General features: G+C 63.3%; 20 protein-coding genes. 13 read left to right on the forward strand and 7 right to left on the reverse strand.

The window, feature by feature from the left end; all coding sequences use genetic code 11:
* The first annotated feature begins 29 nt into the window (after positions 1-29).
* Complete coding sequence (gene aptA, locus BSY16_RS11545; RefSeq protein ID WP_069059798.1) at positions 30-1,367, forward strand: omega-aminotransferase AptA; 1,338 nt, start codon at positions 30-32, stop codon at positions 1,365-1,367.
* A 58-nt stretch (positions 1,368-1,425) separates the two neighbouring features.
* Positions 1,426-1,785 (forward strand): winged helix-turn-helix domain-containing protein, encoded by a 360-nt coding sequence (locus tag BSY16_RS11550; protein ID WP_069059799.1) that lies wholly within the window; start codon positions 1,426-1,428, stop codon positions 1,783-1,785.
* 75 nt (positions 1,786-1,860) lie between these two features.
* Here BSY16_RS11550 and BSY16_RS11555 read toward each other — a convergent pair whose 3' ends face one another.
* The 5 genes from BSY16_RS11555 to BSY16_RS11575 form a co-directional block, all read right to left on the reverse strand.
* On the reverse strand, positions 1,861-2,262 hold the full coding sequence (locus tag BSY16_RS11555; protein WP_069059800.1) for a VOC family protein: 402 nt from the start codon (positions 2,260-2,262) through the stop codon (positions 1,861-1,863).
* A 134-nt stretch (positions 2,263-2,396) separates the two neighbouring features.
* Positions 2,397-3,470 carry a molybdenum ABC transporter ATP-binding protein gene (modC, locus tag BSY16_RS11560; RefSeq protein ID WP_069059801.1) on the reverse strand — a complete coding sequence of 358 codons (1,074 nt, stop codon included), beginning with the start codon at positions 3,468-3,470 and terminating at the stop codon, positions 2,397-2,399.
* Complete coding sequence (gene modB, locus BSY16_RS11565; RefSeq protein ID WP_069059802.1) at positions 3,467-4,168, reverse strand: molybdate ABC transporter permease subunit; 702 nt, start codon at positions 4,166-4,168, stop codon at positions 3,467-3,469. Before modB ends, modC begins: the two co-directional genes overlap by 4 nt.
* Before the next feature lie 226 nt (positions 4,169-4,394).
* Entirely contained in the window at positions 4,395-5,168 is a 774-nt protein-coding gene (modA, locus tag BSY16_RS11570) for a molybdate ABC transporter substrate-binding protein (RefSeq protein ID WP_069059803.1), read from the reverse strand.
* A gap of 168 nt (positions 5,169-5,336) precedes the next feature.
* The gene (locus tag BSY16_RS11575; RefSeq protein WP_150129946.1) at positions 5,337-7,061 is read right to left on the reverse strand and encodes a chemotaxis protein; all 1,725 of its coding nucleotides are present in this window, start codon (positions 7,059-7,061) and stop codon (positions 5,337-5,339) included.
* Between the two features lie 363 nt (positions 7,062-7,424).
* On the opposite strand from BSY16_RS11575, the gene BSY16_RS11580 reads away from it, so the two are divergent.
* From BSY16_RS11580 to BSY16_RS11625, 10 genes are all read left to right on the forward strand, one after another.
* The gene (locus BSY16_RS11580; protein ID WP_069059805.1) at positions 7,425-7,751 is read left to right on the forward strand and encodes a hypothetical protein; all 327 of its coding nucleotides are present in this window, start codon (positions 7,425-7,427) and stop codon (positions 7,749-7,751) included.
* On the forward strand, positions 7,751-8,119 hold the full coding sequence (locus BSY16_RS11585; RefSeq protein WP_069059806.1) for a response regulator: 369 nt from the start codon (positions 7,751-7,753) through the stop codon (positions 8,117-8,119). The genes BSY16_RS11580 and BSY16_RS11585 overlap by 1 nt, the downstream gene beginning before the upstream one ends.
* Positions 8,116-10,110 (forward strand): chemotaxis protein CheA, encoded by a 1,995-nt coding sequence (locus BSY16_RS11590; protein ID WP_069059807.1) that lies wholly within the window; start codon positions 8,116-8,118, stop codon positions 10,108-10,110. Before BSY16_RS11585 ends, BSY16_RS11590 begins: the two co-directional genes overlap by 4 nt.
* Complete coding sequence (locus BSY16_RS11595; RefSeq protein WP_069059808.1) at positions 10,107-10,598, forward strand: chemotaxis protein CheW; 492 nt, start codon at positions 10,107-10,109, stop codon at positions 10,596-10,598. The genes BSY16_RS11590 and BSY16_RS11595 overlap by 4 nt, the downstream gene beginning before the upstream one ends.
* Positions 10,599-10,645: 47 nt before the next feature.
* A complete protein-coding gene (locus tag BSY16_RS11600) occupies positions 10,646-12,349 on the forward strand; it encodes a methyl-accepting chemotaxis protein (RefSeq protein ID WP_069059809.1) in 1,704 nt (567 codons plus the stop codon).
* Between the two features lie 194 nt (positions 12,350-12,543).
* Entirely contained in the window at positions 12,544-14,352 is a 1,809-nt protein-coding gene (locus BSY16_RS11605; RefSeq protein WP_069059810.1) for a methyl-accepting chemotaxis protein, read from the forward strand.
* A gap of 2 nt (positions 14,353-14,354) precedes the next feature.
* Positions 14,355-14,849 carry a chemotaxis protein CheW gene (locus BSY16_RS11610; RefSeq protein ID WP_069059811.1) on the forward strand — a complete coding sequence of 165 codons (495 nt, stop codon included), beginning with the start codon at positions 14,355-14,357 and terminating at the stop codon, positions 14,847-14,849.
* A 16-nt stretch (positions 14,850-14,865) separates the two neighbouring features.
* Positions 14,866-15,717 carry a CheR family methyltransferase gene (locus BSY16_RS11615; protein ID WP_069059812.1) on the forward strand — a complete coding sequence of 284 codons (852 nt, stop codon included), beginning with the start codon at positions 14,866-14,868 and terminating at the stop codon, positions 15,715-15,717.
* The gene (locus BSY16_RS11620) at positions 15,717-16,805 is read left to right on the forward strand and encodes a protein-glutamate methylesterase/protein-glutamine glutaminase (protein ID WP_069059813.1); all 1,089 of its coding nucleotides are present in this window, start codon (positions 15,717-15,719) and stop codon (positions 16,803-16,805) included. Before BSY16_RS11615 ends, BSY16_RS11620 begins: the two co-directional genes overlap by 1 nt.
* Positions 16,806-16,961: 156 nt before the next feature.
* Positions 16,962-17,669, forward strand: coding sequence for an AAA family ATPase (locus tag BSY16_RS11625; RefSeq protein WP_069061502.1), 708 nt, complete (start codon positions 16,962-16,964; stop codon positions 17,667-17,669).
* 425 nt (positions 17,670-18,094) lie between these two features.
* Here the strand turns inward: BSY16_RS11625 and BSY16_RS11635 are convergent, their stop codons facing one another.
* Both BSY16_RS11635 and BSY16_RS11640 read right to left on the reverse strand, forming a co-directional pair.
* Positions 18,095-18,241: a DUF1127 domain-containing protein gene (locus BSY16_RS11635; protein WP_069059815.1), complete on the reverse strand. Its 147-nt coding sequence runs from the start codon at positions 18,239-18,241 to the stop codon at positions 18,095-18,097.
* A 178-nt stretch (positions 18,242-18,419) separates the two neighbouring features.
* A complete protein-coding gene (locus BSY16_RS11640; protein ID WP_069059816.1) occupies positions 18,420-19,556 on the reverse strand; it encodes an aminotransferase in 1,137 nt (378 codons plus the stop codon).
* Between the two features lie 76 nt (positions 19,557-19,632).
* Here BSY16_RS11640 and BSY16_RS11645 point away from each other — a divergent pair, with 76 nt between their 5' ends.
* Positions 19,633-20,190 carry a helix-turn-helix domain-containing protein gene (locus BSY16_RS11645; protein ID WP_286157124.1) on the forward strand — a complete coding sequence of 186 codons (558 nt, stop codon included), beginning with the start codon at positions 19,633-19,635 and terminating at the stop codon, positions 20,188-20,190.
* Positions 20,191-20,194 lie beyond the last annotated feature (4 nt).

Genomic DNA, 20,194 nt, shown 5'->3' on the forward strand with positions numbered 1-20,194 from the left:
TCAATCGCCCCAATCAGAGGAGATCTGCCATGAACGTTCACAACAAGCCCAACGAACCGGTGCTCGACAGCTACTGGATGCCCTTTACCGCCAACCGCCAGTTCAAGGCCGCACCGCGCCTGCTCGCGAGCGCCGAAGGCATGCACTATACGAGCGCCGATGGCCGCCGGGTTCTCGACGGCACCGCCGGGCTCTGGTGCGTCAATGCCGGCCATGGCCGCCGGCAGATCGCTGCCGCCGTCGAGCGTCAGCTGATGCAGCTCGATTTCGCGCCCTCCTTCCAGATGGGCCATCCGATCGCCTTCGACTTCGCCGAGCGGCTGGCGGAAATCGCCCCCGGCCCCGAAGGCGCCAAGCTCGACCGGGTTTTCTATACGGGCTCCGGCTCTGAATCGGTCGATACGGCACTGAAGATGGCCATCGCCTACCAGCGCGCCATCGGCCAGGGCACGCGTACGCGCCTTATCGGCCGCGAGCGCGGCTATCACGGCGTCGGTTTCGGCGGCATTTCGGTCGGCGGCATCCTCAACAACCGCCGCGTCTTCCCGCAGTTGGCGGGCTCGGACCATCTGCGCCACACGCATGACCTTTCCAAGAACGCCTTCGTGAAGGGCCAGCCGGAGCACGGTGCGGAGCTCGCCGACGATCTAGAGCGGCTGGTCGCGCTGCACGGCGCGGAAACCATTGCGGCCTGCATCGTCGAGCCGGTTGCCGGCTCCACGGGCGTGCTGATCCCGCCGAAGGGCTATCTCGAACGCTTGCGCGCCATCTGCGACAAACACGGCATCCTGCTGATCTTCGACGAGGTCATTACCGGCTTCGGCCGTCTCGGCTCTTCCTTCGCCACCGACTACTTCGGCGTGACGCCGGATCTCGTCACCGCTGCCAAGGGCCTTACCAACGGCGCGATCCCAATGGGCGCGGTATTCTCCAGCCGCAAGGTGCACGACGCGCTGATGCACGGGCCGGAAAACGCCATCGAGCTGTTCCATGGCTACACCTATTCCGGCCATCCGGCGGCCTGTGCCGCGGGCATCGCGACGCTCGACATTTACCGCGACGAGGGCCTGCTCACCCGCGCGGCCGACCTCGAGGGCGACTGGCAGACGGCGATGCATTCGCTGAAGGGCCTGCCGCATGTCATCGACATCCGCACGATCGGCCTCATCGCCGGCATCGAGCTGGCCTCGCGCGACGGCGCACCGGGCGCCCGCGCCTATGACGTCTTCGTCGATTGCTTCGAGAAAGGCCTGCTGATCCGCGTGACCGGCGACATCATCGCCTTCTCGCCGCCGCTGATTGCGGAAAAGCAGCATTTCGAGGACATCGTCTCGATCCTCGGCGATGCGCTGAAGCGCGCGGCATAAGCTTTCCTCCGCGCAAAACGCTGTTATATCTGGGCCCGTATTCATACGGGCCCTTTTCATGTCAGCATCCGCCAAAAGCCAACCGAAACTCATCTTCCGGCTCCAGTTCGAACCGGAGGGGCGGATCGGGCGCGGGAAAATCGAGCTTCTTGCGCATATCCGGGAGACCGGCTCGATTTCCGCGGGTGGACGGGCGATGGACATGTCCTATCGCCGCGCCTGGCTGCTCGTTGATGAGATGAACCGTCTGTTCAAGCAGCCGGTGGTGGAATCGCAACGCGGCGGCAAGCAGGGCGGCGGGGCGCTGCTGACGCCCTTCGGCGAAGCACTGATCGCCCATTACCACGCCATGGAAGAGAAGGCGCGCGCGGCACTGGACGACGATATCGGCTGGCTCGTCGCTAATCTGGCCGAGTGATTTTTTTCAAGCGCTTCGGACTGTCGCTCCGTTGCCTTTGGGTCAGTGATGCAGTCGATTCTGCCCGGTGGCCGCTCACTCCGCAGCGGAGGCGGCGACAAATTCAACCTTGATCCGATCCGGATCCTCGATGAACAGTGCGTAATAGTCGCTTCCGCCATTTGCGAACGGGTATCGGTCGCCATAGAGGCAGGAAACGCCGTTCTCCCGGCAAAAGTGCCTGAGCCTGTCAACCGTCTCCCTGTCCTCCACGCGAAAAGCAAGATGATTGAGGCCGACACTGCATCGGTGATAGGGCCGAAGGGCATGCTTTTCCGCGACCTGCACGAATGTCAAATAGGCATTCGTCCCATGGGCGAGCGTGAAGCCGTCCTCCCAACGACCGCTTTCTTCATAGCCGATCTGTGCGAGCAGGGACGTCCAGAAGGTTTGCGACGTCTCGAGGTTGGAAACATAGATCTCGACGTGATGAAGCATCGGCTCGTCTCTCCGAAAGCGGTCTGTGCGCCGCCATACGCTATCGGTTCCACACCCTGATCACCATCCCGCCTTTTCGCGCTCGATGACAAATCTGGCGGAATGGTTCGAGGCTCCCGTTTGCTGCAAGTGCCCTACTCGAGCGCCACCGTTTTGATGACGGCATGAACGGCACGTCCGGGCACCAGAGCAAGGCGCTCGACGGAGAGCGCGGTGATGCGAGCACGGATGGCATCCCCGCCACAGGCGATGCGGATGCTTGCCATGCCCTCCCCGTCCGGCTCGATGGCTTCGATGGTGCCCTCGATAATGTTAAGAGCGCTCAGGCCTTCCGGGCGCACCGTCGCCACCATGACGTCACGGGCGGGAATGCGCATGCGCACCATCTCGCCGGGCGAAACGGCAGCGCCGGGCACCTGGATTACTGCACCGCCATCGAGGCGGATGGTAGCGAGGCCATGCTCGGCATCGCGCGTCTCGACATGGCCGGCGAGCACGCTGCCGGCCTCGCGGCGTTCCATGGCCGAGGCGAGGCGCGGGCCGCCGAGCACGTCGGACGCCGGGCCGATCGCCTCGATGCGGCCGCCGGCCATCAGCACGACCTTGTCGGCAAGACGGGCGACTTCTGCGACGGAATGGCTGACATAGACAATGGGAATGCCGACTTCGTCGCGCAGACGCTCCAGATAGGGCAAGATTTCCGCCTTGCGCTCCTCGTCGAGGGCCGCGAGCGGCTCGTCCATCAGGAGGAGACGGGGGGATGCCAGCAAGGCGCGGCCGATGGCAACACGCTGCTTTTCGCCACCGGAAAGGTTCTCCGGCTGTCGGTCCAGCAGATCGCCGATCCCGAGCAGATCGACGATGCGGTCCGGGTTTTCCGTGCGCGCGCTTTTCGGGGCGAACCAGCGACCATAGGCAAGGTTCTGGCGCACGGTCAGGTGCGGGAAGAGGCGCGCTTCCTGAAAGACATAACCGAAGCGGCGGCGGTGCGGCGGCATGAAGAGACGGCGGCGGGTATCGACCAGCACGTCGTCGCCGAGTTGAACACGGCCTTCCTTGGGGCGCGTGAGGCCGGCGATGATGCGCACGAGCGATGTCTTGCCGGAGCCGGAGCGACCGAAAAGCGCGGTGACACCGCCATCGGAGGTAAAGGCCGCATCCAGCGAAAAGTCGCCGAACCGGTGACGGGCTTCAACGATGAGGCTCATTCGAGATGCACCTTGCGGCCGATGCGCTGGGCGAGGACTTCCGAGGCAAGCAGCGCCGCCATGGAAATGGCGATGGCGACCAGCGTCAGCCGCATGGCACCGGCATCGCCGCCCGGCACCTGGGTGAAGGTGTAGATGGCGGCCGACAGCGTCTGCGTTTCACCGGGAATGTTGGAGACGAAGGTGATGGTCGCGCCGAATTCGCCCATGGCCTTGGCGAAGGCGAGAATCATGCCGGCGAGCACACCGGGCAGGATGAGCGGCAGGGTGACGGTGAGGAAGACCCAGAAAGGGCTTGCGCCGAGCGTGCCGGCGGCTTCTTCCAGCTTGCGGTCCACGGCCTCGATGGAAAGGCGAATGGAGCGCACCATCAGCGGAAAACCCATGACGCCGCAGGCGAGCGCCGCCCCCGTCCAGCGGAAGGACAGCACGATGCCGAACCATTCGTCAAGCACGGAGCCGATGGCACCACGCCGACCGAACAGGATGAGCAGCAAGAAGCCGGTGACGACCGGCGGCAGGATGAGCGGCAGGTGAACGATGCCGTTCAACAGCGACTTGCCCCAGAAGCGGCCGCGCGCCAGCGCCAGCGCCACGACAATGCCGAGCGGCAGGCTGACGAGCACCGCCACCGTCGAGACCCTGAGGCTCAGCCGGATCGCCGTCCATTCCTCATCGCTCAAGGCAAGCCAGTCCACTCGGGGTTCCTTCGAAATACAAGTGGCCCGGGCATCGAGACCGGGCCAGACCGTGACAAGGCCCGAAAACCTTACCTCCGTCATGGTCGGGCTTGACCCGACCATCCATGCCACGGCTGCCGAGTGGATCCTCGGGTCAAGCCCGAGGATGACGACGTGCGTGGGGTGAGACCTGTCAACACACTGAGCCCCGGGTTTAGCGCCCGGGGCTGTTGCGAGGCTCGTGTTACTTCAGGATCGAGAAACCCTGTTCGGTGAAGAAGGGGGCGGCCTTGTCGGACTTCAGGAAGTCGAGATAGGCGGCAGCGGCGGCACTCTTCGATTCCGAGAGGATGGCGACCGGGTAGATGATCGGCGGGTGGCTGTCCTCCGGGAAGGTGCCGACGACGGCAACGCCCGGATCGGCGGCTGCGTCCGTCTGGTAGACGATGCCGTAGGGCGCCTCGCCGCGCGAGACGAGCGCAAGGGCTGCGCGCACGCTTTCCGCGCCGGCGACCTTGCCTTCGACGGCAGACCAGACGCCGAGCTTTTCAAGCGCCGCCTTGCCGTATTTGCCGGCCGGAACGCTGTCGACCGCGCCCATGGCGAGTTTGCCGTCGCCGACGAGGCCGGCGAGGTCGAAACCGTCCTTGATTTCGACGGTCGTCGCCTTGTCCTTTGGTGCCACGAGCACGATGCGGTTGCCGAGCAGGTTGGAGCGCGTGTCGTCCTTGATCAGCTTCTTTTCAGCGACATAGTCCATCCAGGCAAGGTCGGCCGAGATGAAGAGATCAGCGGGTGCAGCGGCCTCGATCTGCTTGGCGAGTGCCGAGCTGGCGGCGTAGGAAACCGTCGTCTCGTTGCCGCTTTCCTTCTGCCAGGCGGTATTTGCGGCATCCAGCGCATTCTTCAGGCTCGCCGCGGCGAAGATCGTGACCTTTTCTGCGGCCGCAGCCGGCAGGGTGAGTGGCAGGGCCGCGAAGGCGGCGACGACGAGTTTCAGAAGCAGACGACGGTTCATTCCTGTTCTCCCTTTTCCTGCTTTTCCGGCAGCGTGATATCTCTTTGAATATATCGACACTTACGGCTTGGCCAGCGCTATATTTTCAAAAATATAGTGAAACTGACCACAGGGGATCGATCGGAAAGGCTCGCCAGCGAAACCAAGCGGCGGCGCGGAAACGGGCGCCTAGAACAGGGCGTCGTCGAAGAGGTCTTCGTCGCTCTGGCCGGCAGCGGGCACCGACGGCATCTCGACGGTCGTACCGAAGATGCGGGCGTGAATCTCGCGCTCGGACACCATGGTGTAGCTGCGCGCGATGCGGCTCCCGAGATCGTCGAGCGCCTCTTCAAGGCCGGTCATGTCAGGCAGGTCATGGCTGATCAATTCGCCCGCGCGTGCCGAGCAATCGGCGAGCACGTCGCCGAGTTCCGCGTTGAAGTCGAGGTCGCCGATGATCCGGCCCGCCTTGGCGGACATATCCGCGCCGCAGGCGCGCAACGCCTCCATGTCCTCCTCCATGCGGTCACCCGCACGGCGGATATGGTGGAGCACTTCTTCGAGATGGGCATCAAGCGAGCCCCCTGCGCCTGCGCCCGCCTCACCAAGCTTGCTGGCGTCGCCTTTCAGCGATTGCAGCGTCGTCAGGATGCGCTCGGCGGTATCGTCGAGCTGACCGGAGAAGGTGCGCAGCTCCGCCGTCACGACATTGATCGCCCGCCCCTCTTCGCCGAGCTTGCCGCAACGCAGGTTGGTGTTGAGCGCCATGTAGTGGATGTCGGTGCGCACGAGCTGAATGGTCTTCACGCCCTTCAGCAACTCCTGCACGGTCTCGACCGTGTTCGACCCCAGCGCATTGGCCTTGTCGGCCGCCTGCTCGATATCTCCAACCACCGCGCGCGCGGCGGTGATATCGGCCTCCAGCGTGCGCATGGCGCGGTCGGCAGAGCGGCCGTCGCCGGAATCCATGTCGCCATGAAGCACCATCAACCCATCGATATCCGCGCCAAAGCTGCGGATCGTGCCGACGACGGTTTTGCATTCCCGCTCGAAATCGCGGGCGATCTCGATAAGCTGCTCGTGCACGAGATGACGCACCAGCGCGGTAAGGCGCGCGGCGGCGGCACTATCCAGCGCGGATGCCCCCAGATAATCGTCGAGGAAGCCGAAGGCGGACTGGCAATGTTCGATGCGCTGGCGCGTGATGTCGCCGATCTGCATGGACGACAACGTCGTCGCCACTTTGCCCTGTACGCGGCGGGCCGAGGCGCCGACCTTGCCGGCGAGCTGGGACAGATGGCGGCGCTGGGCGGTGAGGTCGGCGGCATTGCGCGAGAGGTTGCCGGCAATGTCGGGAACGCTGCGGTGGAAACGCTCCAGCGCTTGCCCGCCCCCCACCGAAGCCGCGCCGATCACGCTGCCGAGTGTACCGATCTTCGCGCCGAGCGCGTTGACCTCGCCGGAACCGAACTGGATGCGCGCGAGAATCTCATCCGCAAAGCCTGCGAAATCCGGAATGGCCGCGCCGGTGATCTTCGCCGTCGTCGCGAAGGTGCGCAGGTAGCGCAATGTTTCCTGCATGTCCGCGATGTAACCGCCAAGCGACTTTTCCGTGACGGCGATATGGGCGAGATGCTGCTGGCGCGTTTCCTCGGTGCCAGGCAGTGCGCTGAGCTGGTCGATGGTCGCGACAAGCCGGGCGATCGTCGCGTCGGCGGTTTCGTCGTCGAGAGAGCCGGAGAGCTTTTCCAGCGACGCGACCATGCGGTTAAGGAGATCGAGTACGGAGAGCAGCACCACGCCGCCATCAAGGAACCGTTGCTCGATGCGGGATCGCGCCCCTTCGAGGCGGGATACGAGCTCCGCTTCAGCCGTCTGCCGCTCGATGCGAACTGCGCTCGTTGATCCTGACACGCTATACCCCACTCACAAGATTCTGTGAGGGCACCCTAGGGAGAACAATGTAACGCGCAGTAAATTCGCTTTTCCTTATGTAGTAGAATCCCGCTGCATCGGGCCGTTTTCCGCCCTGCTACCCGAAGATGCAGCCATCCCTAGAATTAGGGATTTAGAAATAATATCTATCATATCTAAATTTCTAAATTTACATTGAAAACAATAATTTATCAGATTTACCTGCCGTTGCGAGAGGTGTTGTATTTTTACAGACGGACTACCAACGGATGAATTTAGCAACCGCGCTTTACCGTTCATTAAGCCTGACTGGGGAATCTGTGGCGGGAAATACTTTCCTTAAAAACGCATATTGAGGCCTCCATGTCATCGCCCCTGCCCGGTGACGCGCCGTTAACCTTACCGACGACGCTCACCATCAAGAATATAGTGGCAGTCCAGGAGTTGATCTTGGACTTTCTGAATAAAAACACGACCGCCGTTCTGGATATTGATGAAGAGGCGCAGATCGACCTCAGCTTTGTCCAGCTTGTTACGGCCACGCGCAAACAGGCAGAAATGAAAGCTGGGCGCGTTCTACTTGCCCGGCCTGCGACGGGAGACCTTTACGACGTGCTGAAGCGCGGCGGCTTCCTCGACGACATGACGCCCGAAGCCGCACATTTCTGGTTGCATCAGGAGACGAATTGATGTCCGCGAAAATCTTGACCGTTGACGATTCCGCCAGCATCCGGCTGACGACGCGGGTCACGCTCAGCAATGCCGGCTACACCGTGACCGAAGCGGTCGACGGCCTCGACGGCCTGAACAAATTGAAAGCCGGCGAATACGACCTCGTCGTCACCGACCTCAACATGCCGAACATGGACGGCCTCACCATGATCCGCGAGCTGCGCAAGCTGCCCGCGCATACGGGCGTTCCGGTCATCTTTCTCACCACCGAATCCGACGGCGAAATCAAGGCGCAGGCGAAGGCCGCCGGCGCCACCGGCTGGCTCACCAAACCGTTCGATCCGGAAAGCCTCGTCAAGATCGCCAAGAAGGTCCTCGGCAAATGAACAACCCGGACCCGATCTCAGTCTTCCGGACAGAAGCCGCCGAACTGCTGGAACAGATCGAGTCCGGCCTGCTGGATCTGACGCGCAGCCTTGAAGACCGCAACCAGATCGACGCCGTCTTCCGCGGACTGCACACGCTCAAGGGCTCCGGCGCGATGTTCGGCTTCGAGGCGCTCGCCGCCTTCACCCACCATTGCGAGACCGCCTTCGACCGCGTTCGCAAGGGCGATGTGCCGGCAACCCACGAGCTGGTCTCGGCGGTGCTGTCCGCACAGGACCACATGCGCGCGCTGCTGGAAACGCCGAACGGCGACCACGACGCGATGAGTGCCGCTCTGCTCGACAACCTGCACCGCGCGGTCAACGGCGCCGGCTCCCCCGCCCCCGTTGCCAGGGTTACAGCAGCCGCTCCGGTAGCCGAAAAGGCTGGCGGCCTGCGTGAATGGCGCATCCGTTTCAGCCTGCCGGCCAATGCCATGGCGAACGGCACCAACCCGCTCGGCCTGCTCGATGAAATGCGCGACCTCGGCGACTGCCGGATCATTGCCGACACGACGAAGGTGCCGGAACTTGCCGCCCTCGACCCGCGCGACATCCATCTCGCCTGGGACGTGGTGCTGAAGACCGAAAAGCCGCGCAGCGATATCGAGGACGTGTTCATTTTCGTCATGGACGACATGGCGCTGGAGATCACGGACATCACCGTGGACCAGCCGGTCGCAGCCCCGGTACACATGCCGGTGGCGAAAGCCGTGGTCGTTACCGAGCGCGAAGCGCCGGCTATCCAGGCGGCCAACGATTCCAAGCAGGCGAAATCCGCCGAAAACGTCCGCGTCCCGGCCGAACGACTCGACGAGATGATGGACCGCGTCGGCGAACTCGTCATTGCCCAGTCCCGCCTCACCCAGCTTGCCGGCACGGCGACCGATCTCGGCCTGCGCTCCGTCTCGGAAGAAATCGAGCGGCTGTCCGGCGAATTGCGCGACACGATGATGGTGCTGCGCATGATGCCGGTCGCGAGCCTGTTCAGCCGCTTCCGCCGCCTCGTGCACGATCTGTCGCGCGAGACGGGCAAGGAGATCGAACTCATCACCGAGGGCGAGACCACGGAAGTCGACAAGACGGTCATCGATCGCCTCGCCGACCCGCTCGTGCACCTCGTGCGCAACTCGATCGACCATGGCCTCGAACAGCCGGAAGAGCGCCTCGCCGCCGGCAAGGACGCCAAGGGCAAGGTCATCCTCTCGGCGCACCAGACGGGCGGCGAGGTCATCATCACCATCAAGGACGACGGCCGCGGCATCAACCGCGAGCGGGTGCGTGCCAAGGCGGAAGCCTCGGGCATCATCCAGCCGGGTGCAGCCCTCACCGACCAGGACCTGCTCCAGCTGATCTTCCAGCCGGGGTTCTCCACCGCTCAAACCGTCACCAACCTCTCCGGCCGCGGCGTCGGCATGGATGTCGTGAAGAAGACGGTGGAGGCGTTGCGCGGCGCGATCGACATCACCAGCAACCCCGGCGAAGGCTCGCAAGTCTCGCTGCGCATCCCGCTGACGCTCGCCATCATCGAGGGGCTTCTCGTACGCGTCGGCCAGGGCTGCTACGTCATCCCGCTCTCGGCGGTCGAGGAATGCCTCGAACTGTCGCTCGAAGACGATCTTCGCTCGCACGGCCGCAGCTTCATCTCGGTGCGCGACAGTCTCGTGCCGTTCCTGCGCCTGCGCGACCAGTTCCGCACGGGCACCCAGCCCGATCCCTACCAGAAAATCGTCGTCATCTCGACCGGCACCGAGCGCGTCGGCCTCGTCGTCGATCAGATCATCGGCGACCACCAGACGGTCATCAAGGCCATGTCCAAACTGCACCATGATATTGCGACCTTCTCGGGTGCGACCATCCTCGGCGATGGCAGTGTCGCGCTGATCCTAGACGTGGCCCATCTGGTCAGCGCGGGACAACAGCGGGAGGCGCAATTGCGCGCGGCAGGATGAACCAGGCTCTGAAAAAAGTTGACGTCACCAACTGGAACGAAAACGACGAACTGGAGGTCCTTACCTTCGATATCGCCGGGGAAACCTTCGCCATCGAGGCGGTGATGGTGCGGGAAATCCTCGACCTTCTGCCTGAAACGCCTGTGCCGGGGGCTCGTCCCTTCGTCGCAAGCATCCTGAATTTCCGGGGACGCGTCATTCCGCTTGCCGACATCCGCATTGCGTTCGGCATGGAAGCGACAACGGTTACCAATGACAGCCGCATCATCGTCATCGAACTCGAACTGGACGGCGAGCCCGTGCTGATCGGCGTGCGGACCGACAAGGTCAACGAGGTGACGACCTTGAGCAAGACAGCCAGCGAACCGCCGCCAAGCGTCGGAATGCGCTGGCGGGCGGACTACATCGACTGCCTGGTCAAGCGCGACAGTGACTTTATCATCGTGCCCAACATGCACGCGATTTTCACGTTCCGGCACGAGCACTGAACCCGTCCCATAAGCGTTTCTCACCAATTTTTTGAGGAGATATTTAGATGCGCATGACAATCAAATCGAAGCTGGTTCTGGCCTATAGCTTCCTCATCCTTATGCTTTGCGGCACGGCCACCTACGGTATCCTCAGCCTTGGGACGCTGAACAACACGCTCGACGGCATCCTGACCGGCCCGTCCGAACGCCTGCAACTGGCAATGACGATTTACAGCGAGCAACTCCAGCAAATCCGCCAGCAGAAGAACCTGCTGCTCGCCGCCAACCCCGATGAAGCCAAGGACGCGCTCGACAAGAGCGACGCCCATCGCATCGGCTTCGGCGAGGCCCTTTCGGCGGCCGAAGCCAAGGCGACGGAACAGGGCCGGGCTATCTGGAACCAGGTGCGCACGCTGGACGCCGAATACAACAAGCAGGAAGATCGCATCCGCGCGCTGGCCAAGATGGGCAACATCCCCGCCGCGCTGCAAATCTCGGTCACCGAAAACCGCGCCACTGTTGCCGAAATCGACAAGCTGCTCGAAGAGATCATCACGCTGGAGCGTGGCCGCCTGAAAGAGGCAGGTATCTCCTCCGAAGAACAATACGCTTCGACCCGCATGATCATGATTGCCGTTGCGGCCGCAGCCTTCCTGGTGGCCGTCATTGCAGCCGTGTGGATCTCGCTCACCATCAGCCGCGGTCTCAATCGCGCCGTCGGCGCCGTCCGTGACGTCGCGGAAGGCGATCTGACCAAGACGGCTGTCATAACCAACCGCGATGAGATCGGTGATCTGCTCGGCCACGTCAACACCATGATCGACCGCCTGCGCGGCGTCGTCGGCGACGCGCTTTCGGCCTCCGACAACGTTTCCTCCGGCAGCCAGGAACTGTCGGCAAGCTCGGAAACGCTTTCGCAGGGTGCCACCGAACAGGCGTCGTCCGCCGAAGAGGCCTCCGCCTCGATGGAAGAAATGGCCTCCAACATCAAGCAGAACGCCGACAACGCCGCCCAGACCGAAAAGATCGCCCGCCAGTCTTCCAAGGACGCGGAAGCATCCGGCCAGGCCGTCGGCCGCGCCGTCACGGCGATGCGCACGATCGCGGAGAAGATTTCCATCGTGCAGGAAATCGCCCGCCAGACCGACCTGCTCGCCTTGAACGCCGCCGTGGAAGCGGCCCGTGCCGGCGAACATGGCAAGGGTTTTGCCGTCGTCGCCTCGGAGGTGCGCAAGCTCGCCGAGCGCAGTCAGGCAGCGGCCGCTGAAATCAGCGCGCTCTCCGGCGAGACGGTTTCCGTCGCGACCGAAGCCGGCGAGATGCTGAACCGGCTGGTGCCGGATATCCGCAAGACCGCCGAGCTGGTTTCCGAAATCTCCGCGGCCTGCCGCGAGCAGGATATCGGCGCTTCGCAGATCAACGAGGCGATCCAGCAGCTCGACAAGGTAACCCAGCAGAATGCCGGCGCCTCCGAAGAGATGTCCGCCACGTCGGAAGAACTGGCCGCCCAGGCGGAAGAGCTTCAGGCCTCCATCGCCTTCTTCCGCGTCGACAACGCCTCGCGCAAGGAACAACCGAACCACGCCAGCAAGCTGCGGGCAACGGCGGCGAAGATGGCTGCACCCGTTACCATCAAGCGTCCGGCCGCTTCCCCGGCCTACCGCTCCGCACAGACAGGCGCCAAGGCAACGCGCGGCAATGGCTTCGCCCTCGACATGTCGATGGGCGGCCCCGACGCCGACGACGCGGATTTCCGCGAAAGCGCCTGATTGGAAACAATGGCAGCGCACCCGGCAACGGGTGCGCTGCCAAATCGACCCAGCGCGTGTAGCGCTGGCAAAAAAGGGCCGCCTTCCCGCGGCCCGCGGAAGGGTGAGTGTATCGGTCTTCGCGCGTAACGGGCCCCGTCGTTTCGGGTGCCCTGCCACCAATACGGCATCTGCGACAAGGAGACCTATTCGAGATGCGCCTTACCATTAAACTGAAACTTGCCATTGCCTTCGGCGTCATCATTCTGATGATGGCCGGCACGTCCGCCTATGCCATCATGAGCCTGTCTTCGCTCAATCAGGCGATTTCCGACATGATCGCGGGCCCGTCCGCCCGCCTCGAGACTGCGCAGAACCTCGCGAACTACCAGCTTCGCCTGGCGCGCGCCCAGATGAACCTCGCCACCGCCACGAACCAGCGGGACATCGCGACCCATACCGAATCCAGCGACCGCAACAGGCAGCGCTTCGAGGAAACACTCAAGGCCCTGATCGATCTGTCGACCGACCCCGCCGCCATCCAGCAATGGCAGGCGGTCGCGGAGAAGGAAAAGCAGCTGATCCGCGTCGACGACCAGCTCCGCTCGCTCGTCGCGTCCGGCAATTCGGCTGAGGCGATCCGCATCGTGACCGGCGAAGGCCGGCGCCTGATGGACGAAATCGAAGAGACAATCAACAACCGCATCGAGTCCAATAAGGCGTTGATGACGAAGGCGGACCACGATACCGACGAGCAATACGCCAGCACGCGCAACCTCATCCTGACGATCTCGGGCGCCGCGCTGCTGCTCGCCGTCGGCGCCGCCGTCTGGATCGCGCTCGGCATCAACACTGGCCTGCGCAAGATCCAGGCCGCCACGGCAGCCGTCGCCATCGGCGACCTCAACCAGAATATCGAAATCAAGACCAATGACGAGATCAAGGATCTTGTCGATACGATCAACGTCATGACCGGCAACCTGCGCAACACCGCGTCGATTGCCGACCAGATCGCCAACGGCGACCTGACCGTGACGCCGAAGCCGCTGTCCGACAAGGATACGCTCGGCCTGTCGCTGGAAAGCATGGTCGAGCGCCTTCGGGGTGTCGTCTCCGACGCATTGTCGGCCGCCGACAACGTATCGTCCGGCAGCCAGGAGCTGTCCGCCAGCTCGGAAACGCTTTCGCAGGGCGCAACCGAACAGGCGTCGTCCGCCGAAGAGGCCTCCGCCTCGATGGAAGAAATGGCCTCCAACATCAAGCAGAATGCCGACAACGCCGCCCAGACCGAAAAGATCGCCCGCCAGTCCGCCAAGGACGCCGAGGCTTCGGGTGAAGCGGTGGGCCGCGCCGTCGGCGCCATGCGCACCATCGCGGAGAAGATTTCCATCGTGCAGGAAATCGCCCGCCAGACCGACCTGCTCGCCTTGAACGCCGCCGTGGAAGCGGCCCGTGCCGGCGAACATGGCAAGGGTTTTGCCGTCGTCGCCTCGGAAGTGCGCAAGCTCGCTGAGCGCAGCCAGGCGGCGGCCGCCGAAATCAGCACGCTCTCCGGCCAGACGGTTTCCGTCGCGACCGAAGCCGGCGAAATGCTGAACCGCCTGGTGCCGGATATCCGCAAGACCGCCGAGCTGGTTTCCGAAATCTCCGCTGCCTGCCGCGAGCAGGATATCGGCGCTTCGCAGATCAACGAGGCGATCCAGCAGCTCGACAAGGTAACCCAGCAGAATGCCGGCGCCTCGGAAGAAATGTCCGGCACCTCGGAAGAGCTTGCCGCCCAGGCCGAGGAGCTGCAGACCTCGATTGCCTTCTTCCGTGTCGACCGCGCCTCCAGCGCACCGATGGTTGCCCAGCGCCGCCCGGCACCGGTACCGGCACGCCCGGTCGCCAAGTCCGTCACAGCACAGGTTCGCAAGTCCGACAACAGCGTCAATGCCCAGCAGGCTCGCGCCCGCGGCTTTGCCCTCGACATGTCGATGGGCGGCCCGGATGCCGACGACGCAGACTTCAGGGAGAGCGCATAATCATGGCCGGCACGTCCTCCGAATCCCAGTTCGTCACCTTCAGTCTCGAAAACGAGGTCTTTGCCGTGCCGGTCTCGGTGGTGCGGGAAATCCTCGACCATGAGGATGCCTTCAAGATCCCGCACGGGCCGGACTATCTGCTCGGGCTTCGGGATGTGCGGGGCCAGGGTGTGCCGGTCATCGATCTCCGTCTTCGTCTCGGCATGACGAAGACGGAGAAGACGCCGCACACGCGGGCCCTCGTGCTCGATGTGCCGATGGGCGACAAGACCCTCACGCTTGGCCTCGTCGCCGACCGGGTCTTCGAGGTCATTCCTTTCCGCGAAGAGGAAATCGAGGGTGCGCCGGATATCGGCGTGCGCTGGCGATCGGATTACATTGCAGGCGTGGTGCGCCGGAACGGCGGCTTCGTCGTCATCGTCGATCTTGCGCGCCTGTTCTCGGGCGCGGAAGTCGCGATGATGGGCAGCGCCAACCGCCTCGCCGCCACGGCATAATTTCAGGAGAACGGGCGTGGGAGCAGCATTGCGGGCGCATGGGGCGGAGGAAGGCTTGAGCAGCCGGAACTTCGATGCCCTGTCACGCTACATCTATGACTATAGCGGCATCAAGATGCCGGTAACGAAGCTGACGATGCTGGAAGGCCGCCTGCGGCGACGGCTCCGGGCGACCGGCATCCCCAACTTCAACGACTATTGCGACTACCTCTTCAAGCGTGGCGGCATCGACAAGGAGGCGATCTTCCTCATCGATGCCGTGACCACCAACAAGACCGATTTCTTCCGCGAGCCGAAACACTTCGACTACATGGCCGAGACCGGCCTGCCGGAAATGGTGGCCGCCGGCCACAAGCGGCTGCGGCTGTGGAGCGCCGCCTGCTCGATCGGCGCGGAACCCTATACGATGGCGATGGTGCTGCAGGATTTCATCGATGGCCAACCCGGCCTCGACTACCGCATCCTCGCCACCGATCTTTCGACCGACGTGCTGCAAGCGGCGCGGCGCGGCGTCTATCCGCGCGACATGGTCCAGCCCGTTCCTGCCGACATGAAGCGCCAATATGTCATGACGTCGCGGGATGCCGCGCGCGGCGAGGTGCGCATCCATCCGCGCCTGCGCTCGACGGTCGGCTTTGCGCGGCTCAACCTCATGGACAGCGCCTACAAGGTGGGCGAGCCGATGCACATGATCTTCTGCCGCAACGTGCTGATCTATTTCGAAAAGCCGACGCAGGCGAAGGTGCTGTCGAGGCTCTGCGACTGCCTCGTGCCCGGCGGCTTCCTCTATGTCGGCCACTCCGAAACGGTCACCGGCATCACCCTGCCGGTGCGCCAGGTCGCCAACACGGTTTTCAAGAAGATCTGATGCCCCTTCCGGTCAAGAAAATCCGCGTTCTCATCATCGACGACTCGGCAAGCGTGCGCCAGGCGCTGACCCACGTGCTGGAGCAGGATCCCGAGATCGAGGTGATGGGGGCGGCCTCCGATCCGTTCATGGCGGCGAAGAAGATCCAGGAAGAGATCCCCGACGTCATCACGCTGGACGTGGAAATGCCGCGCATGGACGGCATCACCTTCCTGCGCAAGCTGATGTCGCAGCGGCCGATCCCCGTCGTCATGTGCTCTTCGCTCACCGAGGAAGGCTCCGAAACGCTGATGCAGGCGCTGGAGGCCGGTGCTGTCGATATCATCCTGAAGCCCAAGATCGGTGCGGCCGACCATCTCGCCGAATCGGGCATGCGCATCCGCGAGGCGGTGAAGGGTGCGGCCGTCGCCCGCATCGGCTCTCACCGACGAGCCGCCGTGCCTTCAGGCCCAACGGCAAAACTCACCGCCGACGCCGTGCTGCCGCCACCCTCCGGCCGCGCCATGGCGAAGACGACGGAAATGGTCGCCTGCGTTGGCGCATCTACCGGGGGCACGGAGGCGCTCCGTGTCATGCTCGAGCAGCTGCCGGCAAACTCGCCCGGTCTTGTCATCGTCCAGCACATGCCGGAGAAATTCACCGCCGCTTTCGCCAAACGGCTGAACAGCCTGTGCGAAGTCGAGGTCAAGGAGGCCGTGCACGGCGATCCGGTGCTGCGCGGCCATGTGCTGATCGCACCCGGCGACAAGCACATGATGCTGGAGCGGCAAGGTGCGCGCTACCACGTCGCGGTGCGCGAAGGCCCCCTCGTCTCCCGTCACCGGCCGTCCGTCGATGTGCTCTTCCGCTCCGCTGCCCGTTCGGCTGGCGGCAACGCGATGGGCGTCATCATGACCGGCATGGGTGACGACGGTGCGCGCGGCATGGCCGAGATGCACCAGGCCGGCGCCTATACCGTCGCGCAGGACGAGGCGACGTCCGTGGTCTTCGGCATGCCGAAGGAGGCGATCGCCCATGGCGGTGTCGATCGGATCCTGCCCCTGGAACAGCTCGCCCGCGAGATCCTCGTCGCAGACCGCCGGCGATAGGCGCGAGCACCTATCCTTTTGTTTTTGCCCGGAACTATACGTGGACTGCGTCGATTTTCACCGGGCATTAACCATAATGGAAGAGGATGGCCATGCACCATGCAGGGTGCAGTTTCAGGAGCGATGACCGGCTCACGAACCGATCCGGGGACCATCATGCCTGTCATCACCTTCGCCAACACCAAGGGCGGCGCCGGCAAGACCACCGCCGTGCTGCTGCTTGCGACCGAGCTTGCCCGCCTCGGCTTCCGCGTCTCGGTGCTCGACGCCGACCCGCAGCACTGGATCACCCGCTGGTATGAGAATTCCGAAGGCCTGCTCGGCAACCGCCTGAGCGTCGTGCCCTACGTCACCATGAGCACGATCGACCGCCAGCTCCAGGAGCAGAAGGCCCGCGCCGATTTCGTTTTGATCGACCTGCCCGGTTCGCGTAGCTCGCTGCTTGCCAAGGCGGTCGGATATGCAGACTACGTGCTCATCCCCGTGCAGGGCTCCGCCATGGATGCGCAGGGCGGCGCAAATGTCATCGAGCTGCTGCAATATCTCGAAGACAAGGCCGATATCCGCATCCGCCATTCGGTCGTGCTGACCCGCGTCAACTCCATGGTGACGACGCGCGCCATGACGGCCGTAAAGGACCTGCTCGCTGCCCGCCGGGTGCACCTGCTCGAAACGCCGATCATCGAACGCGCTGCATTCCGCGACATGTTCGGCTGCGGCGGAACGCTCTACACCATGGATGCAAAACGCGTCAGCAATCTCGACAAGGCGCAGGAAAACGCCCGGGCGCTGGCGCTGGAAGTGCTGAAACAGATCCCCAAGGCCCAATACGCCGACGCGCCGATCCTCAGAAGCGTCGCCTGACAGCGTGTTCGTCCTGTAAATTTCGAGAGGCCGTCGTTTCCGCGGCCTTTTTTCATTTTGAGAGAGGGAGGGTCCAGAAATGGAAAAGCCCGCCGCGGGAGGAGGTGCGGCAGGCTTTCCGATAGAACCGAATGACGACTGGGAGGAGGAGTGTCGCCATTCCCGCAGTCGGCCCTGGGAGGAGGAGTGGGCCTTCTGCAACATCGAAGCTTCGTGGGAGGAGGTACGTTGCTTCGATAAATATGACTATATTCGATTCTTGATCATTTCATAGGCATCGTTTTGCAATGCAGCTATGCGTTATGCGCGTACCGAATATCTCAACTTCCCGAACCAATCCTGTTTCGGATACAACTCTTCGCATATGCGAAGACGCCCGCCGAGGGGCGGGCGTCTTCAAAATTCTGCCGTATGACGGCGGTCGATCAGAAACCGACGGCGGCGCGGGCGACCGACTTGATTTCCGAGCGCTCGATGCCGAGATCGCGCAGTTCGCGTGCACTCATGCGGTCGAGTTCGTTGATGGTCTGACGGTACTTGCGCCAATTGCTGAAGGAACGTGCCATGTTCATGATGATCCCCTTTCGTGAGGCTCTCTGTTCGGCACCGGTCCGTGGCGCCGCGTCTTTCGATGACCGCTTTATAGCTTTATGCTGCAATGCGGAACAGCGCTAAGCCGGCACGCCACCCATGCGATTGATGCATGGGTCTTTTAAGCTTTTATTCAGGAAACGGGCGGAAAACCGGCTATCAGGCCGCCAAAACGGCCCGTTCCTCTGCCAAAAAGGCCGAAATCCGCTTCAAACCCTCGCGCAGCACGCCCTCGTCATTCGTGTAGCCGATGCGCAGGTGCCCCTCCATATCCATGGCGCTGCCGGGTGTCAGCATGACGCCGGTGCATTCCAGGAGCCTGATGCAAAAAGCCTCCGAGGTGAGCGGCAGATCGTATTTCAGCAATGCCGTCGTGCCCGATTTCGGCTTCACCCAGGAGATCAGCGGTTCGCCGTCCACCCATTCAGCAAGGATGGCCAGATTGGTCCGGGTGATGGCGTGGCTGCGGGCGAGGATCTTGTCGCGGTTTTCCAGTGCGATGGCGGCGAAATGATCGTCCAGCATGCCGACGCTGATCGTATTGTAGTCGCGGTGGATCGAGACGGCGTGTAGCAGGTCCCTCGGCCCGACGATCCAGCCGAGGCGCAACCCCGCCAGGGAGTAGGTTTTCGACATGCTGCCGGTGCTGATGCCCTTCTCGTAGAGATCGGCGATCGAGGCGGTGATGCCGTTGCCGTGCTGGTCGGTGCCGCGATAGACCTCGTCGCAGAGGATCCAGGCGCCGCAGCCCCGCGCGATCTCGACGACCTCAAGCAGGAACTCCCGATCCATCAGCGAGCCGGTCGGGTTGTTCGGATTGTTGAGGCAGATGAGCTTGGTGCCGGGCGTCGCGAGCCGGCGCAATTCTGCGAGATCCGGCAGAAAGCCCTGCTCGGCCGTGAGCTTCAGGATCTGCACGTCCGCGCCAAAACTTTCCGGGATGGAATAGTGCTGCTGGTAGGTGGGCAGGACCGAGATGACCCGGTCGCCCGGTTCCACCAGCGTCTCGTGCACCAGCGCATTGGCGCCGATCGCGCCGTGGGTGACGACGACGTTTTCCAGCACCTGTTTTTCGTACATGCCGGCGATGAGGCTGCGCAGCCGCTCGCTGCCTTCGATGGCGCCGTAGGTCAGCTTCATCGGCAGGAGTTCCGCGAGAATATCCTCGCGCTTGCCGGCCATATCCAGCAGTTCCGCGACGGTCAACGATTCTACGCAGGTTTCCGCGAGGTTCCACTCGCAGTGGTTCTCGTAACGGTTCATCCAGATTTCAACACCGAAATCGCGTATCTTCATGGCCGGGTCCTTTCGGGTTAGAAGGCGGCATGCGGCAGTGCCGCCCATTCAATATCGGGACGATATGAGCAATATATTGCACAGTCAAGAACGCGGCGACGTACTCGCCCATGTCTCCGGCAATCTGCGGCGCCTGCGGCAGGCAGCGGGCCTCAGCCAGGCGGCGCTGGCGGAAGCCTCCGGCATCAGCCGACGCATGATCGTTGCCCTCGAAGGGGGGGACGCGAATATCAGCCTGTCCAGCCTGGACAAACTCGCCGGCGCGATCGGTGTCGGTTTTGTCGATCTGGTGCGCGATCCAGCCCAGGCCCCCTCCGCCGAGATCAACGAGGTGACGTGGCGGGGGACGGATCCTGAAAGCACCGCGGTGCTGCTTGGCTCGGCGCCGGCGACGAAAGAGACGCAGATGTGGCTCTGGTCGCTGGGACCCGGCGAGCGCTATGAGGCCGAGCCCGATCCCGCAGGCTGGCACGAGATGGTGTTCGTGACGGAAGGCACGCTGCAGCTGGAGCTTTCCGGCACCGCGAAGAGCTATGCGGCCGGCACGTTTGCCGTCTACGGCACCGACCGGAGCTATGCCTATGCCAATCCCGGCACCGAAACCGTGCGCTTCATACGCAACGTGATTTCCTGATGCC

Origin of the sequence: Sinorhizobium sp. RAC02 (assembly GCF_001713395.1) — a bacterium.
Classification (GTDB): domain Bacteria; phylum Pseudomonadota; class Alphaproteobacteria; order Rhizobiales; family Rhizobiaceae; genus Shinella.

Coding starts and splice junctions, on each gene's coding strand:
- aptA (WP_069059798.1), top strand. CDS start 30: ATGAACGTTCACAACAAGCCCAACGAACCGGTGCTCGACAGCTACTGG.
- BSY16_RS11550 (WP_069059799.1), top strand. CDS start 1,426: ATGTCAGCATCCGCCAAAAGCCAACCGAAACTCATCTTCCGGCTCCAG.
- BSY16_RS11555 (WP_069059800.1), bottom strand. CDS start 2,262: ATGCTTCATCACGTCGAGATCTATGTTTCCAACCTCGAGACGTCGCAA.
- modC (WP_069059801.1), bottom strand. CDS start 3,470: ATGAGCCTCATCGTTGAAGCCCGTCACCGGTTCGGCGACTTTTCGCTG.
- modA (WP_069059803.1), bottom strand. CDS start 5,168: ATGAACCGTCGTCTGCTTCTGAAACTCGTCGTCGCCGCCTTCGCGGCC.
- BSY16_RS11580 (WP_069059805.1), top strand. CDS start 7,425: ATGTCATCGCCCCTGCCCGGTGACGCGCCGTTAACCTTACCGACGACG.
- BSY16_RS11585 (WP_069059806.1), top strand. CDS start 7,751: ATGTCCGCGAAAATCTTGACCGTTGACGATTCCGCCAGCATCCGGCTG.
- BSY16_RS11590 (WP_069059807.1), top strand. CDS start 8,116: ATGAACAACCCGGACCCGATCTCAGTCTTCCGGACAGAAGCCGCCGAA.
- BSY16_RS11595 (WP_069059808.1), top strand. CDS start 10,107: ATGAACCAGGCTCTGAAAAAAGTTGACGTCACCAACTGGAACGAAAAC.
- BSY16_RS11600 (WP_069059809.1), top strand. CDS start 10,646: ATGCGCATGACAATCAAATCGAAGCTGGTTCTGGCCTATAGCTTCCTC.
- BSY16_RS11605 (WP_069059810.1), top strand. CDS start 12,544: ATGCGCCTTACCATTAAACTGAAACTTGCCATTGCCTTCGGCGTCATC.
- BSY16_RS11610 (WP_069059811.1), top strand. CDS start 14,355: ATGGCCGGCACGTCCTCCGAATCCCAGTTCGTCACCTTCAGTCTCGAA.
- BSY16_RS11620 (WP_069059813.1), top strand. CDS start 15,717: ATGCCCCTTCCGGTCAAGAAAATCCGCGTTCTCATCATCGACGACTCG.
- BSY16_RS11625 (WP_069061502.1), top strand. CDS start 16,962: ATGCCTGTCATCACCTTCGCCAACACCAAGGGCGGCGCCGGCAAGACC.
- BSY16_RS11635 (WP_069059815.1), bottom strand. CDS start 18,241: ATGAACATGGCACGTTCCTTCAGCAATTGGCGCAAGTACCGTCAGACC.
- BSY16_RS11640 (WP_069059816.1), bottom strand. CDS start 19,556: ATGAAGATACGCGATTTCGGTGTTGAAATCTGGATGAACCGTTACGAG.